Genomic DNA, 16823 nt, shown 5'->3' with positions numbered 1-16823 from the left:
GCCGGCCCCGGAGGGCCGCCGCTCTGATGCTGACATGGACAGCCTCCTGGTGCCACCGGCGAACCAAGTTAGGTAGACCTAACCAAGGACTGGTTACCATGTGACCACGCCGAAGACGCCCAACGCAACAGTGTGCCGACACCTTGTCGGCACACATGGAGGCGTCAGGCCGACAACACACCCAGCTCGACGGAGTCCCACCGCTCCCCCACCCCGGTGACGGTCACCTGCCGCACCTCGTCGGTCGTGTCCCCGACCGCCCGGTGGATGACGACGTTCAGCCGGTCGTCCGTCAGCTCCTCGACCTTCCCCTCGCCCCACTCCACCACGATCACCGATTCGGGCAGCGAGACGTCGAGGTCGAGGTCCTCCATCTCGTCCAGCCCGCCGCCCAGGCGATACGCGTCGACATGGACGAGCGGCGGCCCCTCCACCAGGGACGGATGCACCCGGGCGATGACGAAGGTCGGCGAGGTGACGGCCCCGCGTACCCCCAGCCCCTCCCCGAGCCCCCGCGTCAGGGTCGTCTTCCCGGCTCCCAGCTCCCCGTTGAGCATCACGAGATCGCCCGCGCGCAGAAGCTTGGCCAGGCGGCGGCCCAACTCGAGCATCTGCTCGGGAGAAGTGACGGTGACGCGAAGAGACGACATGGGCTCACCCGGGACGTGCGGTGCTGCTGGCGCTTCCATAACCACTAACGGTAGCCCCCGCCGGCACGGCCCCCGCGCGGGTGAGGAGGTCGGCGAGCCGGTCGGTCACGACCTCGGGGTGCTCCAGCATCACCAGATGCCCCGCGTCCGGTACGAGCACCAGCTCCGCGTCCGGCAGCAGATCGGCGATGGCCTCACTGTGCTCGCTGGGCGTGACGAGATCCTTGACCCCGGCCAGCACGAGCACCGGCAGCTCGGCGAACGCCACCAGCGCCTCGGTCTTGTCGTGCTCGGTGAACGCCGGATAGAACTCGGCGACCACGTCGATCGGCGTGCCCTCGATCATCCGTTCGGCGAACCGCGCGACCGCCGGGTCGACGTCCCGGGACGCGAACGAGTACCGCTTGATGATCCCGGCGAACAGATCGGCGGTCGCCCGCCGCCCCCGCTCCACCAGCGCGGCCTGCTGCCCCAGCGCCTTCAGCACACCGGGCAGCACCCGCCGTACGGCGTTGACGCCCGCGACCGGCAGCCCGAAGTTGACCTCGCCGAGCCGCCCCGACGACGTACCGACCAGCGCGACGGCGACGACCCTCTCGCGGATCAGCTCCGGGTAGTGCGCGGCCAGCGCCATGACGGTCATCCCGCCCATGGAGTGCCCGACGAGTACGATCGGCCCCTGCGGCACCGCCGCGTCGATCACGGCCTTCAGGTCGCGCCCCAGCTGGTCGATGGTGAGCGCCGTGTCGTCCTGGACCTGGCCGACGCCGCGCCCGGAGCGGCCGTGGCTGCGCTGGTCCCAGTGCACGGTCCGTACGACACCGCGCAGCGCGGCCCGCTGGAAGTGCCAGGAGTCCTGGTTGAGGCAGTAGCCGTGGCTGAAGACGACGGTGACCGGGGCCGGGGCCTTGCGGCCGAAGAGCCGGCGCCTGCGGGTGGAGAGGCCGGCCTCGGGTTCGAGGTCGTCGACCTCGTAGTACAGCTCGGTGCCGTCGTCGGCGTACGCCTTGCCGGGGGTGCCGCGCAGCGCCCCGTACGGACCGGTGGAGTCGAGCGCGAGGCGGGCCTTCCTGCGCATGCCGCGCCCGACGGTGAGCCGCTCTATGGCGACGCCGGCGGCCGCGCCGGCCGCGACCACGCCTATCGCCGCCCCGGCGACACCGGCGCGGCGCCAGATGCCCTCGGAGGACGCGGCCGTGGCGGCCGCGCTCGCGACGGCCTCCACGGCCTCCGCGCTGCTCTCGCTCACATCCCGCTCCTCTTCACCGACGTCCGGTCCCGCTGCCGATCCCGTTAGCGCTGCCGATCGTGCAGCCGATTCTGCTACCGCTACCGCTCCGCACATCCGTACGGAGTTTCCAGTCTTGTTCGTCTTTCACTTACTCGTGCTCGGTACCGCCCGTTCAAGTACCCCGGATCACCTCTTGGTGATCACATACTCATGGGCCGCACTCGCCGTCGCACGCGCTTCGCTCACTCACCCGTGTTGACGTAGACGCGCGGAACGCGGGTTCCGATGCGCGTCACGATCTCGTAGGCGATGGTCCCGGCCGCCTTCGCCCAGTCCTCGGCGGTCGGTTCGCCGTCGTCGCCCGCGCCGAACAGCACGACCTCGTCCCCGGCGGCGGGTTCGTCCCCGCCGAGGTCGACGACGAACTGGTCCATCGCGACCCGGCCGGCGACCGTCCGCCACTTGCCGCCGACCAGGACGGGCCCGGTGCCGGAGGCGTGCCGGGGGATGCCGTCCGCGTAGCCCACGGGCACCAGGCCGAGGGTCGTGTCACCGGGTGTGACGTAGTGGTGGCCGTAGCTGACGCCGTGGCCCCCGGAGACGTGCTTGACCAGCGCGAGCGAGGCGCTGAGCCGCATCGCCGGGCGCAGCCCGAGATCGGCCGAGCTGCCCAGCTCCGGGCTGGGCGAGATGCCGTAGACGGCGATGCCCGACCGTACGAGGTCGAAGTGGGCGTCCGGGCGGGTGAGTGTGGCGGGCGAGTTGGCGATGTGCCGCACCTCGGGGCGGACGCCCTGTCCCTCGGCGTACGCGACCATCTCGCGGAAGCGGGTGAGCTGGGCGTCGATGGACGGGTGCCCGGGCTCGTCGGCGCACGCGAGGTGCGACCAGAGTCCGGTGACGGTGACGAGCCCCTCGGCCTCCGCGCGCAGTGCCTCCGCGACGAGCTCCGGCCAGTCGCCCGGCTGGCAGCCGTTGCGCCCGAGCCCGGTGTCGGCCTTGAGCTGCACGCGCGCGCGTACGCCCACGGCACGGGCGGCGTCGGTGACCTCCTCGAGCGCCCACATGCCACTGACCGAGACGTCCAGATCCGCCTCGACCGCCTCGCGCCAGGGGCCGCCCGGCGACCACAGCCAGCACATCAGCCGCCCCGAGAGCCCCGCCGCGCGCAGCGCCAGCGCCTCCTCCGGCATGGCCGTACCCAGCCAGGTCGCCCCCGCCTCGACCGCCGCCCGGGCACACCGCACCGCCCCGTGGCCGTACGCGTCGGACTTGACCACGGCCATCAGCTCGGCACCCGGTGCCGACGCGCGCAGCTTCCGCACATTGGCCCGCAGGGCATCCAGATCGATCTCGGCACGGGCCCGCAGGGGCGCGCTCCGCAGAGGTGCTGTCTCACTCATGTCAGCCCCAGTGTCTCAGAGCCCACGGGGCCCCTTTCGAACGGTCATGTGATCAGCGATACGTGCCGCCCTCACGCCCATGAGACTGCCGCGCGTGCGTCACCCGATATCCGCGTGGGAAGTCACCCGATATGAGGGCTCACCGGACGCCCCACTGTCACGTACAGTCACAGTGGGCACACGACAGGTCGCGAGCAGTACGACACAGGGCACGACACAGGGGTTGATATGTGCGGAATCGTGGGATACGTCGGCTCGCAGTCCGCGCTGGACGTGGTCCTTGCCGGACTGAAGCGGCTGGAGTACCGGGGGTACGACTCCGCGGGCGTCGCGGTCCTGGCCGACGGGGGCCTCGCCGCCGCCAAGAAGGCCGGCAAGTTGGTCAACCTGGAGAAGGAGCTGGTCAGCCGCCCGTTGCCGACCGGCTCGACCGGCATCGGCCACACCCGCTGGGCGACCCATGGCGGCCCCACGGACACCAACGCCCACCCCCACCTCGACAACGCGGGCCGGGTGGCCGTCGTCCACAACGGCATCATCGAGAACTTCGCCGCCCTGCGCACCGAACTGGCCGAGCGGGGCCACGAGCTGGCCTCCGAGACGGACACGGAGGTGGTGGCCCATCTGCTCGCCGAGGAGTTCTCGTCCTGCGACGACCTCGCGGAGGCGATGCGGCTGGTGTGCCGCCGGCTGGAGGGCGCGTTCACGCTGGTCGCGGTGCACGCGGACGCGCCGGACGTGGTCGTGGGCGCCCGACGTAACTCGCCCCTCGTGGTCGGCGTGGGAGAGGGCGAGGCCTTCCTCGCCTCGGACGTGGCCGCGTTCATCGCCCACACCCGCTCGGCGATCGAGCTGGGCCAGGACCAGGTGGTCGAACTGCGGCGCGACGGCGTGACGGTGACGACCTTCGACGGCCGCCCCGCCGACGTCCGCTCGTACCACGTCGACTGGGACGCGTCGGCCGCGGAGAAGGACGGCTACGACTACTTCATGCTCAAGGAGATCGCCGAGCAGCCCAAGGCGGTCGCGGACACGCTCCTCGGCCGTATCGACGCGGCGGGCTCGCTCTCCCTGGACGAGGTCCGGATCCCCGCCTCGGAGCTGCGCGAGCTGAACAAGGTGGTCATCGTCGCGTGCGGTACGGCGTTCCACTCGGGCCTCATCGCCAAGTACGCCATCGAGCACTGGACCCGTATCCCGTGCGAGGTGGAACTGGCGAGCGAGTTCCGCTACCGGGACCCGATCCTCGACCCGCACACCCTGGTCATCGCCATCTCCCAGTCCGGCGAGACCATGGACACGCTGATGGCGCTGCGTCACGCCCGTGAACAGGGCGCCCGCGTCCTCGCCATCTGCAACACCAACGGCTCGACGATCCCCCGCGAGTCCGACGCGGTCCTCTATACCCACGCGGGCCCGGAGGTGGCGGTCGCCTCGACGAAGGCGTTCCTGACGCAGCTGGTGGCCTGTTACCTCGTAGCCCTCTATCTCGGCCAGGTACGCGGCACGAAGTGGGGCGACGAGATCCGGGCCGTGATCCGCGACCTCTCCCGCATCTCCCACGAAGTCGAACGCGTCCTGGAGACGATGGAGCCGGTACGGGAGTTGGCGCGCACCCTCGCCACCAAGAACACGGTGCTGTTCCTGGGCCGCCACGTGGGCTACCCGGTCGCACTGGAAGGCGCCCTGAAGCTCAAGGAGTTGGCCTACATGCACGCGGAGGGCTTCGCGGCGGGCGAGCTGAAGCACGGCCCGATCGCCCTGATCGAGGAGGACCTCCCGGTCGTGGTCGTGGTCCCCTCCCCCGCCGGCCGCTCCCTCCTCCACGACAAGATCGTCTCCAACATCCAGGAGATCCGCGCGAGGGGTGCCCGCACGATCGTCATCGCGGAGGAGGGCGACGAGGCGGTCGTCCCCTACGCCGACCACCTGATCCGCATCCCGGCGACCCCGACGCTGCTGCAACCGCTGGTCGCCACGGTCCCCCTCCAGGTCTTCGCCTGCGAACTGGCGACGGCGCGGGGGAACGAGGTGGACCAGCCGCGGAACCTGGCGAAGTCGGTGACGGTGGAGTGAGTCGGTGACGGGGCGGGCCAGGGCCCGTCGAGCGGCGTCGCGGGACTCCGCCCGTCGCCGTCCCCGTAGGCTGCGGATCATGCCCATCATCGGAGTCGGCATCGACGTCGCCGAGATCGACCGTTTCCGCGCCTCGCTGGACCGTACGCCCGGCATGGCCGACCGCCTCTTCCTCCCGAGCGAACTCCTGCTCCCGAGCGGGGAACGCCGGGGCATCGCCTCCCTGGCGGCCCGCTTCGCCGCGAAGGAGGCCCTCGCCAAGGCCCTCGGCGCCCCCGTCGGCCTCCGCTGGACCGACGCCGAGGTCTACGTCGAACCCTCCGGCCAGCCCCGCCTCCGAGTAACCGGCACGGTCGCGTCCCGCGCCGCCGAACTGGGCGTCAAGTCCTGGCACATCTCGCTGAGCCATGACGCGGGGGTGGCATCGGCGGTGGTGATCGCGGAGGGGTGAGGGGAGGGGAGGGGGAGGGGCGCCTGAGGACTCGGGGGTGCGCGTAGGAGAGCGACTGCGGGTCGTCCGTGGCCGATCGCGCAGTTCCCCGCGCCCCTGACGGGGCACAGCCCCGCTGTCCCCCTGCCGTAGTGGCTGCGGGCAATCGTGCCGCTGGGGCGATGGGGGCACCTCCCGCTCGAGCGAAGCCGAGAGTGGGGGAGGGTGGGCGCAGCGGCACCCGGCGAGCGCCGGTGAGCGAAACCCACCCCCGCCCAGCGTCGGCGAAGCGCACCCAACACCCCAAGCCCAGCTGCACCCACGTCCCTCCGCAAGGCAGACTCGTCCCCATGCGCTCAGCCCACCGTGTAGAAACCGTCCGCACAGCCGAACGCACCCTCATGGCCCGCCTCCCCGAAGGCGCCCTGATGCAACGCGCGGCCGCCGGCCTGGCCACCGCCTGCGCCGACCTCCTCGGCCGCGTCTACGGCAGCCGCGTCGTCCTCCTCACCGGCAGCGGCGACAACGGCGGAGACGCCCTCTACGCCGGCGCCCGCCTGGCGAAACGAGGCGCGGGAGTGACCGCCGTCCTCCTCACCCCCGACCGCACCCACCCGGAAGCCCTCAAGGCCCTCCTCCGAGCAGGCGGCACCACGACCACCCCCCAAGCCGCCGCCACCGCCCTCTCCCGAGCCGACCTCGTCCTGGACGGCATCGTCGGCATCGGCGGCAAGGGCGGCCTCCGCCCCGAAGCCGCCCACCTGGCCGACCGCGTGGCCGCCTCCCCCGCGACGGTCGTCGCCGTCGACCTCCCGAGCGGCATCGAGCCGGACACGGGCGAGGTGCACGGCGCAGCCGTCCGCGCCGACCTCACCGTCACCTTCGGCACCCACAAACCGGGCCTGCTGATCGACCCGGCCCGCGAGTACGCCGGCTCGGTCCGCCTGATCGACATCGGCCTGACGGAGACCCTCCCGCCCACTCCCGCCCTGGAGTCCCTCCAGCACGCCGACGTGGCCGCCCTGCTCCCCCGCCCGTCCCAGGAGAGCGACAAGTACCGCCGAGGAGTCGTCGGCATCGCGGCGGGCTCGACCCGCTACCCGGGCGCGGCGGTCCTCGCGGTCGCGGGCGCCCTGCGCGGCGGCGCGGGCGCCGTCCGCTATGTGGGCCCCGCCGCCGACACGGTCCTCGCCCGCTTCCCGGAGACCCTGGTCTCGGACGAGGGCCCGAAGAAGGCGGGACGGGTCCAGGCCTGGGTCGCGGGCCCCGGCGCGGGCGACGACCCGACCCCCGTCGCCGAGGCCCTCGCCTCCGACGTCCCGGTCCTCCTCGACGCCGACGGCCTCCGCCTCGCCGACCGCGAGACGGTCCGCACCCGCCGGGCCCCCACCCTGATGACCCCCCACGCCGGGGAGGCGGCGGCCCTCCTGGGCGTCTCCCGCGAGGAGGTCGAGTCCGCCCGCCTGACCGCCGCACACGATCTGGCCCGCGCCTACGACGCCACGGTGCTCCTCAAGGGCTCGACGACCCTCGTCGCCACCCCGGACCCCACCACCCCGGTCCGCGTCAACCCCACCGGCACCCCCTGGCTGGCGACGGCCGGCAGCGGCGACGTCCTCTCGGGCCTGGCGGGCTCCCTCCTGGCAGCCGGCCTCACGCCCCTGGACGCGGCGAGCGCGGCGGCGTACCTCCACGGCCTGGCGGGCCGCTACGCCGCGAACGGCGCCCCGACGAGCGCCCACGACGTGGCGGAGGCGATCCCGGCGGCCTGGCGGGACGTCATCTCCTGATGCTCGCCCCACCCACGAGTCTCAACTCCCCTCGCCGCGCTGCCCCGTCACGCCCCCTCCCCGCGCCACCCCTTCTACTCCCCCTCCTCGATGCGGTCGATGGCCTCCCGCACCATCCCCAGATACTCGACCTCCTCGCACCGCGGCTTGCTCCCCATCCGGTACATGTCAAGCGCATCGTCGAGACACTCGCCCAGATCCTCGTCCGGCAGATCCGACGACAGCTCACTGCACACCCGGCCGGCGAGCTCCGCCTCACCGCGCGTAGATCCACGCCGCACAGCGTCCCGTAACCGCAGACGCACGCCAAATGCCATCCCAACCCCCATTTCCCCCTGGTCGACCGGGAGGCGACTCCCTCCCGACCGCCCGGACGCTAGCCCGTCCCCCACCCGAGGTCCATACCTTCACCACAGTTCACGCACAGCGAAGGGCGAACCCTCTACGGTGCCCCCGGCGTGACGGACCCCACCCGCCACCCCGTTCAAACTCCGTTCACAATGGACTGTGATCTCACCGGCCTCCTCGTTGCCGCGGAGCGCCCACCGGCCCAGGCCGGAGGCGACTCCCTACGTCGACCTCACCCGTGCCGAATGGAGCGCGCTGCGCGAAAAGACGCCGCTCCCCCTGAACGCCGAGGAGGTCGAGAAGCTGCGCGGTCTGGGCGACGTCATCGACCTCGACGAGGTACGGGACATCTACCTGCCGCTGTCCCGCCTCCTCAACCTCTACGTGGGCGCCACCGACGGCCTGCGCGGCGCCCTGAACACCTTCCTCGGCGAACAGGGCTCCCAGTCCGGCACCCCGTTCGTCATAGGCGTCGCCGGCTCCGTGGCCGTCGGCAAGTCGACCGTCGCCCGCCTCCTCCAGGCCCTCCTCGCCCGCTGGCCCGAGCACCCCCACGTCGAACTGGTCACCACCGACGGCTTCCTGCTCCCCATGAAGGACCTCCGGGAACGCGGCCTGGTCTCCCGCAAGGGCTTCCCCGAGTCGTACGACCGCCGGGCCCTGACCCGTTTCGTCGCCGACATCAAGGCCGGCAAGGACGAGGTGACGGCCCCCGTCTACTCCCACCTCATCTACGACATCGTCCCCGACCAGCGGCTCACGGTCCGCCGCCCCGACATCCTCATCGTCGAGGGCCTCAACGTCCTCCAGCCCGCCCTCCCCGGCCAGGACGGCCGCACCCGCGTCGGTCTCGCCGACTACTTCGACTTCAGCGTGTACGTCGACGCCGCCGCCGACGACATCGAGCACTGGTACCTGAACCGCTTCAAGAAGCTCCGTCAGACCGCCTTCCAGAAGCCCGACTCGTACTTCCGCAAGTACACCCAGGTCTCCGAGGACGAGGCCCTCGACTACGCCCGCACCCTCTGGCGCACCATCAACAAGCCCAACCTGGTCGAGAACATCGCCCCCACCCGGGGCCGCGCCACCCTCATCATCCGCAAGGGCCAGGACCACAAGGTGCGCCGTCTCAGCCTGCGCAAACTGTGAGGGCGTGGGCCCTGCCCCTGGCCGTAACCGCGGCCTGTTAAAAAGGCCGCATGCTGCATCTGCGCCTGATCACCCCGTCCGACCAGACGGGCGAGGTGGTGCGTCTGGTCGAGGAGACCGTCGGCACCACCCACCTCGTCGTCGTGCCGGGCGCCGCCCGCAACCCCGCCGGGGACGTCGTCATGTGCGACGTGGCACGCGAGGCCGGTGACGAACTGATCGGCGCTCTACGGGCGTTGGACCTCGACAAGACCGGCTCCATCGCCGTCGAGGACATCGACCTGTCGCTCTCCGAGCGCGCCGACAAGGCCGAGAAGGACGCACCGGGCGAGGGCGCAGACGCGGTCCTGTGGGAGCACCTGACGGAGGCGACCCACGAGGAGTCGACGCTCTCCATCACCTACGTCGCCTTCCTCACCCTCGCCACGATGATCGCGGCCTGCGGTGTGGTCCTCGACAACGCGATCCTGATCGTCGGCGCGATGGCCGTCGGCCCGGAGTTCGGCCCCTTGGCAGGCATCAGCACGGCCGTCGTCCAACGCCGTCCCCGCCTGGCCCTGCGCTCCCTGATCGCCCTCGTCGTGGGCTTCGCGGTGGCCATGGCCGCGACGGTCGGCTTCAGCCTCTTCATGGACGCGCTCGACCTGTTCAGCCGGGAACAACTGGACGCCGAACGCCCCAACACGGCCTTCGTCTACGCCCCCGACGCCTTCTCCTTCGTCGTGGCCGTCCTCGCCGGCATCGCCGGCACCCTCTCCCTGACCTCGGCGAAGTCGGGCGCCCTGGTGGGCGTCGCCATCTCGGTCACCACGGTCCCGGCGGCGGCGAACGCGGCGGTGGCCCTGGCCTACGGCGACACGAAACAGACGGTGGGCTCCACGGAGCAACTGCTCCTCAACCTCCTGGGCATCATCCTGGCAGGCACCGTCACCCTGCTCCTCCAGAAGTGGCTGTGGTCCAGGCCCCGTAGAGGGGCCGTGCCCCGATAGGGGCGCGGGGAACTGCGCGACAAGCCACGACAAACCCGCAGCCCGCACCGCACAGAACCCCACGCCCCTACCCGGAACGCGAGAACTACCCGAGCGCAGACTTCACAACATCAGCCAGCCGCCCCGCCACCGCCCGAGCCTGCTCGATATCGGCGGCCTCCACCATCACCCGAACAAGCGGCTCGGTCCCGGAAGGCCGCAACAACACCCGCCCGGTGGACCCCAGTTCACCCTCGGCCTCGGCAACCGCCGCCGCCAGCTCCGCGGACGTGGACACCCGCGTCCGATCCACATCCGGCACGTTGATGAGCACCTGCGGCAGCCGCTCCATCACCCCGGCCAGCTCCCGGAGCGTACGCCCGTCCTGCGCGACCCGAGCGGCCAGCAGCAGCCCCGTCAGCGTGCCGTCCCCGGTCGTCGCGTGGTCGGAGATGATCACATGCCCGGACTGCTCGCCCCCGAGCGCGTATCCGTGCTCCTTCATCTCCTCCAGCACATACCGGTCCCCGACCGCGGTCTGCACCAGCCGCAGCCCCTCCCGCTCCAGCGCCAGCTTGAACCCGAGGTTGGACATGACCGTGGCGACCACGGTGTCCGAGCGGAGCTCCCCCCGCTCCCGCATCGCCAGCGCGAGCACCGCGAGGATCTGGTCCCCGTCGACCTCGTCGCCCTCGTGGTCCACGGCGAGGCACCGGTCCGCGTCCCCGTCGTGCGCGATGCCGAGGTGCGCCCCGTGCTCGACGACGGCGGCCTTCAGCTTCCCGAGGTGCGTCGAACCGCACCCGTCGTTGATGTTGAGCCCGTCCGGCTCGGCCCCGATGGTGACGATCTCGGCGCCGGCACGTGTGAACACCTCCGGCGAGACCCCGGCGGCCGCGCCGTGCGCCTCGTCGAGGACGACCTTCAGCCCGTCGAGCCGGTTGGGCAGGACGGAGAGCAGATGCTCGACGTACCGCGAGAAGCCCTCGTCGTACGACCGGACGCGCCCGACCCCCGCACCCGTCGGCCGGTCCCAGGGAGCCCCCGTCCGGTGCTCCTCGTACACGCCCTCGATCCTGTCCTCCAGCTCGTCGGCGAGCTTGTGGCCACCGCGGGCGAAGAACTTGATCCCGTTGTCGGGCATGGCGTTGTGGCTGGCGGAGAGCATCACCCCGAGGTCGGCGCCCAGCTCGCCGGTGAGGAACGCCACCGCGGGGGTGGGCAGCACCCCGACGCGCAGCACGTCGACGCCCGCGCTGGCGAGGCCGGCCACGACGGCCGCCTCCAGGAACTCTCCGGACGCCCGCGGGTCCCGCCCGACCACCGCCACCGGCTTGTGGCCCTCGAACGTGCCCGCCTCGGCGAGTACGTGTGCCGCCGCGACGGAGAGTCCGAGCGCGAGCTCGGCCGTCAGATCCGCGTTGGCGACACCGCGCACGCCGTCCGTGCCGAAGAGTCGTCCCACTGTGGTGTCCTCCGAATTGCTGAGAATGTGCGGCTCGTACCCGATCCCGTACCAGGTGTCCCTGAGTGTCCCGGCACGCCCGGACCAAGTACATTCCCTGAGACTGTCGTCCCCCTATCGGGGTTGTACCGCCAGTCTGTGTATAAGCCTGCGATAAACACGTGCCCCTGCTACGCAAACCGCCCCGGTGGCACAGGTACGTGCCTCCGGGGCGTTGCGTGCGGTGCAGCGAAGCGACGCTGGCAGCGCGTGATTAACGCTTGCTGTACTGCGGGGCCTTACGGGCCTTCTTCAGACCGGCCTTCTTGCGCTCGACCGCACGGTCGTCGCGCTTGAGGAAGCCGGCCTTCTTGAGGGCGCCGCGGTTGTTGTCGACGTCGGCCTCGTTCAGCGCGCGGGCGACACCGAGACGGAGCGCACCGGCCTGACCGGAGACACCGCCACCGGCGATGCGGGCGATGACGTCGTAGCGGCCCTCGAGCTCAAGAACCTTGAACGGCTCGTTGACCTCCTGCTGGTGCACCTTGTTCGGGAAGTAGTCCTCGAGCGTACGCCCGTTGATCTTCCACTTGCCGGAGCCCGGCACGATGCGGACGCGCGCGATGGCGTTCTTGCGGCGGCCCAGGCCGGCGGCCGGCTGCGGGTCGCCGAAGCGGGAGGCCATGGACTCGGAGGTGTACTCGCCCTCGACGGGGACGTCCGACTCCGTGGTGTAACTGTCGATGTCGACGAGCTCAGTCTCTTCGACCGGCTGCTCAACGGTGGTCTCGGCCACGATTCTCCTCAGATTTCTTCAGGCTAGGGGGTGTGGCCGGACTTACTGCGCGACCTGGGTGATCTCGAACGGCACCGGCTGCTGGGCAGCGTGGGGGTGCTGGTCGCCCGAGTAGACCTTCAGCTTGGAGAGCATCTGACGGCCCAGGGAGTTCTTGGGGAGCATGCCCTTGACGGCCTTCTCTACGGCCTTCTCGGGGTTCTTCTCCAGCAGCTCGTCGTAACGGACGGAGCGCAGACCACCCGGGTAGCCGGAGTGGCGGTAGGCCATCTTCTGGGTCCGCTTGTTGCCGGACAGGTGGACCTTGTCCGCGTTGATGATGATGACGAAGTCACCAGCGTCGACGTGGGGGGCGTAGATCGGCTTGTGCTTGCCGCGCAGAAGGGTGGCAGCGGTGGTCGCCAGACGACCCAGGACGATGTCCTGGGCGTCGATGACGTGCCACTGGCGAGTGATGTCGCCGGGCTTGGGGCTGTACGTACGCACGGTTCGTAGCCTTCGCTTCTTCAGTGAGGTTCCTGACAGGTCACCGAAGACGATCACGACAGCCCTTGCCGCACAGCGGTGACGCAACCGCGTGCTGGCTCGCTGGTCATCGGCCCGGTGGACCGGTGTAAGGGCCCCTCACGTGAGAATGAGCAAGCCAATACACATAACGAACACGCAGCTTAGCCGGGCAGGCCCGGACGGGTCAAAACGGCCCCGCTCCGCTCGGGTGCGGCCGGGCGCCCACACACCCCGCCCCGACCCCTGACCGCGTTCGTCGACCACCTGACCGCGATCGCCCCGACCACCACAGTTGGCCGCATTTGCGCGCACCCGCCAGATCACGCTAGGGGCTCAAGTCCCGGCGGACACTGACCAGCACACCCCCGCACCCGTCTAAAATGCGGCCCATGAGCTTTGGGCAGGGGGGGTCCCAGTGGAGCCCCGGGGGTTCCCACAATCCGTGGGACAATCAGTGGAATTCCACCAGTAACCAGACCCCGGACTGGGCGTCACTCGCCGAGCAGTCCGAAACACGCAACAGACGCCGCAGACTCCTGATGATCGTCGGCGGCGCCCTCGCCACGGTCGGCATAGGCGTCGCCGTGGCCGTCGCCGTCGTCAACGCCGACAGCGGCAACACCACGGCGAACGGCCCGAACGACCTGCCGACCACCGCGGACATCCCGAGCGCCAGCGCCAAGACGGACCCGTCGTTCGCACCGACCTCGGCCCCGCCCCCGCTGAACCCGAAGGACTTCATCTCCAGCTCGGGCAAGGACAAGGCCCCGATCAGCCCGGACATCCTCTTCCCGGGCTCCCAGCTGACGGAGCAGGACAACGTCTACCTCAAGGGCCTCACAGCCTCGACGAAGGACTGCGCCTCAGCCGTCCAGGGCACCCTCGACAAGCTCCTCACCAGCAACGACTGCACCCGCTTCATGCGCGTGACGTACCACCGGGACGATGTCGCGGTCACGATCGGCGTCGCCCTGTTCGACACCGAGGCCAAGGCGACCAAGGTCAAGACGGACTGGGACAAGCAGAGCACCATCGTCTCCCTCCCCGGCGACGGCGTCCCCGCCTTCTGCCGTACGACGGTCTGCCGTACGACCGCCAACTCCTACGGCCGCTACGCCTACTTCACCCTCGCCGGCTTCACCAACGGCAAGGACGTGGCGGAGAAGGACAAGGCCGTCTTCACCGCCGGCGACGACCTCGGCAAGTCCACCTTCCGCCAGATACACCGCCGGGGCGAGACCCAGGCGGCCGCCGCGGCCAACGCGCAGTAACCCCACCCCCCGCCGCCCGGGGTCAGCAGCAGCCGCCCCCGGGCGCCCCCGGCAGACTCCGCCGGTTCCGCGCCTCCTTGTTCCGCGCGGCCAGCAGCTCGTCCGCCGGGTACCCGACCTCCTCCAGGGTCAGCCCGTGCGGCCGTACGACATGCACGGCGGAGTCCCGCACACCGGCGGCCAGCACCTTCCCGGGCCACTCGGTCCCCCGGTGACCGTCCCCCACGAACAGCAGCGCCCCGATCAGCGACCGCACCATGTTGTGGCAGAAGGCATCGGCCCGCACGGTCGCGGTGATGATCCCGTCGTCGCCCCGCACGAGGCTCAGCTCCTGCAGCGTACGAATGGTGGTCGCCCCCTCCCGCCGCTTGCAGTACGCCGCGAAGTCGTGTTCGCCCAGCAGGGCCCCCGCCGCCTCGTTCATGGCGTCCACGTCCAGCGGCCAGTCGTGCCACAGCACGTGACCGCGCAGCAACGGGTCGACACCCCCGGGGTTGTCCGTGACCCGATAGGCATACCGCCGCCAGACGGCCGAGAACCGCGCGTTGAAGCCGCTCGGCGCCTCCCTGAGCGCCCAGACCCGCACATCCCTCGACAGCCGCCCCGCGAGCCGTTTGAGCAGCTTCTCGTGGTGCTCACGCCAGACCGCCTCCGGCAGATCCACATGCGCCACCTGCCCCCGCGCATGCACCCCGGCATCGGTCCGTCCGGCCACAGTCAGCTCGTACGTCTCCTGGGACCGCGTGACCGTCCGCAGAGCGTCCTCGATCTCCCCCTGCACGGTCCGCCGCCCCCCTGCCTGCTTGGCCCAGCCGGAGAACTCACTCCCGTCGTACGACAGGTCCAGCCGGACACGGACATGACCGGGCTGTACTTCGTCACTCACCCCTGGATCCTCTCAGGTACAAAAAAAGCGGGCCCGCTCCTATGACAGGAACGGACCCACTCAGACGCGCCCCCTCTTCCAGGGGCGCGGGGAACTGCGCGAACAACCACGGCGAAGCCGCAGCCGCCGATCGAGCAGCTCCCCGCAGAACGCTTACGCGTCCTTGGACTCCTCGGCAGCCTCGTCCGCGCTGTCGTCGGCCTTGGTGGTGTCCACCTTGGCCTCAGCGGCCGGCGTCTCCGCGTCCTTGGCGGCACGCTTCGTCGCGGCCTCGGCCTCGCCCGTGGCCTCCTGCGCGACCGTCAGCGCCTCGACCAGCTCGATGACAGCCATGGGCGCGTTGTCGCCACGACGGTTACCGATCTTGGTGATACGGGTGTAGCCACCCGGACGGTTCTCGTACCGCGGGCCGATCTCGGTGAAGAGCGTGTGCACGACACTCTTGTCCGTGATGACCTGGAGCACCTGGCGGCGGTTGTGAAGGTCGCCCTTCTTCGCCTTGGTGACCAGACGCTCGGCGTACGGCCGCAGACGGCGGGCCTTCGCCTCGGTGGTGGTGATCCGGCCGTGCTCGAAGAGCGACTTCGCGAGGTTCGCGAGGAGCAGCTTCTCGTGCGCGGCACTGCCGCCCAGACGGGCACCCTTGGTGGGCTTCGGCATGGTGTTTCTCCTAGGTGTCTGCCCCGGCCGTATCAGGTACCGGGGTCAGTATCCGAGCAGACGGTTGCCTGTCGGAGATCCGGGAGCAGCCCCGAAGGGGCGCTCCCGGAAGGGGCGCGGAGAACTGCGCGACAAGCCACAGCGCACCCGCACCCAAGATCGAACCGTATGGCCCGAGCTCTTAGTACTGCTCGGTCTCCACGAAGCCCGCGTCCGCGTCGTCGTCCGCACCGAAGGCGTCCGCGGCAGCGGTCGGGTCGAATCCGGGAGGCGAGTCCTTGAGCGCCAGGCCCATACCCGCCAGCTTCGCCTTGACCTCGTCGATCGACTTCGCACCGAAGTTACGGATGTCGAGCAGGTCGGCCTCGGAACGAGCCACGAGCTCACCCACGGAGTGGATGCCCTCACGCTTGAGGCAGTTGTACGACCGAACGGTGAGCTCCAGCTCCTCGATCGGCAGCGCCAGATCGGCGGCAAGGGCGGCGTCCGTCGGGGACGGACCCATGTCGATGCCCTCGGCGTCGATGTTGAGCTCACGGGCGAGACCGAACAGCTCGACCAGCGTCTTACCGGCGGAGGCCATGGCGTCACGGGGACGCATCGCCTGCTTGGTCTCGACGTCGACGATCAGCTTGTCGAAGTCGGTGCGCTGCTCGACACGCGTGGCCTCGACCTTGTACGTGACCTTCAGAACCGGCGAGTAGATGGAGTCGACCGGGATACGGCCGATCTCCTGGCCCACCTGCTTGTTCTGCACGGCGGAGACGTAACCGCGGCCACGCTCGACCGTCAGCTCCATCTCCAGCTTGCCCTTGCCGTTGAGCGTGGCGAGGACGAGGTCGGGGTTGTGCACCTCGACACCGGCCGGGGGCGCGATGTCGGCGGCGGTGACCAGACCCGGGCCCTGCTTGCGCAGGTACATCACGACCGGCTCGTCGTGCTCCGAGGAGACGACCAGCTGCTTGATGTTGAGGATCAGGTCGGTGACGTCCTCCTTGACGCCCGGCACGGTGGTGAACTCGTGCAGGACACCGTCGATCCGGATGCTGGTGACAGCCGCACCGGGGATCGACGACAGGAGCGTACGACGCAGGGAGTTGCCGAGGGTGTAGCCGAAGCCCGGCTCCAGCGGCTCGATCACGAACCGGGAGCGGAATTCGTCGACGACCTCTTCGGTCAACGAGGGACGCTGAGCGATCAGCATGTGGTGAGTC

General features: G+C 70.4%; 16 protein-coding genes. 6 read left to right on the top strand and 10 right to left on the bottom strand.

The genetic code is table 11. The features are described from left to right. Positions 1-164 precede the first annotated feature (164 nt). The 3 genes from tsaE to alr all read right to left on the bottom strand — a co-directional run bounded on the left by tsaE (position 165) and on the right by alr (position 3284). Positions 165-689 carry a tRNA (adenosine(37)-N6)-threonylcarbamoyltransferase complex ATPase subunit type 1 TsaE gene (gene tsaE / locus ACWD26_RS08895; protein ID WP_451267690.1) on the bottom strand — a complete coding sequence of 175 codons (525 nt, stop codon included), beginning with the start codon at positions 687-689 and terminating at the stop codon, positions 165-167. Then, positions 655-1899, bottom strand: a complete 1245-nt coding sequence (locus ACWD26_RS08890; RefSeq protein ID WP_451267688.1) for an alpha/beta fold hydrolase — start codon at positions 1897-1899, stop codon at positions 655-657. Before ACWD26_RS08890 ends, tsaE begins: the two co-directional genes overlap by 35 nt. Before the next feature lie 224 nt (positions 1900-2123). Then, positions 2124-3284, bottom strand: a complete 1161-nt coding sequence (alr, locus tag ACWD26_RS08885) for an alanine racemase (RefSeq protein ID WP_451267686.1) — start codon at positions 3282-3284, stop codon at positions 2124-2126. Between the two features lie 228 nt (positions 3285-3512). Between alr and glmS the strand changes: the two genes are divergently transcribed. The 3 genes from glmS to ACWD26_RS08870 all read left to right on the top strand — a co-directional run bounded on the left by glmS (position 3513) and on the right by ACWD26_RS08870 (position 7580). After that, positions 3513-5360 carry a glutamine--fructose-6-phosphate transaminase (isomerizing) gene (gene glmS / locus ACWD26_RS08880; RefSeq protein WP_451267684.1) on the top strand — a complete coding sequence of 616 codons (1848 nt, stop codon included), beginning with the start codon at positions 3513-3515 and terminating at the stop codon, positions 5358-5360. Between the two features lie 79 nt (positions 5361-5439). Continuing rightward, positions 5440-5811, top strand: coding sequence for a holo-ACP synthase (locus ACWD26_RS08875; protein WP_451267682.1), 372 nt, complete (start codon positions 5440-5442; stop codon positions 5809-5811). A gap of 329 nt (positions 5812-6140) precedes the next feature. After that, positions 6141-7580: an NAD(P)H-hydrate dehydratase gene (locus ACWD26_RS08870; protein ID WP_451267680.1), complete on the top strand. Its 1440-nt coding sequence runs from the start codon at positions 6141-6143 to the stop codon at positions 7578-7580. A gap of 74 nt (positions 7581-7654) precedes the next feature. Here the strand turns inward: ACWD26_RS08870 and ACWD26_RS08865 are convergent, their stop codons facing one another. Continuing rightward, positions 7655-7897 (bottom strand): hypothetical protein, encoded by a 243-nt coding sequence (locus ACWD26_RS08865; protein ID WP_451267678.1) that lies wholly within the window; start codon positions 7895-7897, stop codon positions 7655-7657. 190 nt (positions 7898-8087) lie between these two features. Here ACWD26_RS08865 and coaA point away from each other — a divergent pair, with 190 nt between their 5' ends. Both coaA and ACWD26_RS08855 read left to right on the top strand, forming a co-directional pair. Continuing rightward, complete coding sequence (coaA, locus tag ACWD26_RS08860) at positions 8088-9077, top strand: type I pantothenate kinase (RefSeq protein ID WP_451267676.1); 990 nt, start codon at positions 8088-8090, stop codon at positions 9075-9077. 50 nt (positions 9078-9127) lie between these two features. Continuing rightward, complete coding sequence (locus ACWD26_RS08855; RefSeq protein ID WP_451267674.1) at positions 9128-10066, top strand: DUF389 domain-containing protein; 939 nt, start codon at positions 9128-9130, stop codon at positions 10064-10066. 85 nt (positions 10067-10151) lie between these two features. On the opposite strand, the gene glmM is transcribed toward ACWD26_RS08855, so the two are convergent. The 3 genes from glmM to rplM form a co-directional block, all read right to left on the bottom strand. Further along, complete coding sequence (gene glmM / locus ACWD26_RS08850) at positions 10152-11510, bottom strand: phosphoglucosamine mutase (protein ID WP_451267672.1); 1359 nt, start codon at positions 11508-11510, stop codon at positions 10152-10154. 253 nt (positions 11511-11763) lie between these two features. Continuing rightward, positions 11764-12285, bottom strand: coding sequence for a 30S ribosomal protein S9 (gene rpsI / locus ACWD26_RS08845; RefSeq protein WP_451267670.1), 522 nt, complete (start codon positions 12283-12285; stop codon positions 11764-11766). Between the two features lie 42 nt (positions 12286-12327). Further along, positions 12328-12771: a 50S ribosomal protein L13 gene (gene rplM, locus ACWD26_RS08840; RefSeq protein ID WP_338896529.1), complete on the bottom strand. Its 444-nt coding sequence runs from the start codon at positions 12769-12771 to the stop codon at positions 12328-12330. 410 nt (positions 12772-13181) lie between these two features. Here rplM and ACWD26_RS08835 point away from each other — a divergent pair, with 410 nt between their 5' ends. Beyond that, the gene (locus ACWD26_RS08835) at positions 13182-14063 is read left to right on the top strand and encodes a hypothetical protein (protein ID WP_451267668.1); all 882 of its coding nucleotides are present in this window, start codon (positions 13182-13184) and stop codon (positions 14061-14063) included. Positions 14064-14085: 22 nt separating this feature from the next. Here the strand turns inward: ACWD26_RS08835 and truA are convergent, their stop codons facing one another. The 3 genes from truA to ACWD26_RS08820 all read right to left on the bottom strand — a co-directional run bounded on the left by truA (position 14086) and on the right by ACWD26_RS08820 (position 16813). After that, the gene (gene truA, locus ACWD26_RS08830) at positions 14086-14949 is read right to left on the bottom strand and encodes a tRNA pseudouridine(38-40) synthase TruA (protein ID WP_451267666.1); all 864 of its coding nucleotides are present in this window, start codon (positions 14947-14949) and stop codon (positions 14086-14088) included. Between the two features lie 153 nt (positions 14950-15102). Further along, on the bottom strand, positions 15103-15609 hold the full coding sequence (gene rplQ / locus ACWD26_RS08825; RefSeq protein ID WP_230219591.1) for a 50S ribosomal protein L17: 507 nt from the start codon (positions 15607-15609) through the stop codon (positions 15103-15105). A 181-nt stretch (positions 15610-15790) separates the two neighbouring features. After that, the gene (locus ACWD26_RS08820) at positions 15791-16813 is read right to left on the bottom strand and encodes a DNA-directed RNA polymerase subunit alpha (protein WP_003966937.1); all 1023 of its coding nucleotides are present in this window, start codon (positions 16811-16813) and stop codon (positions 15791-15793) included. Positions 16814-16823 lie beyond the last annotated feature (10 nt).

It is taken from the genome of Streptomyces sp. NPDC002787 (genome assembly GCF_053592095.1).
The sequence above is the reverse complement of the archived record's forward strand: the minus strand, read 5'-3'. Positions and strand labels throughout refer to the sequence as shown.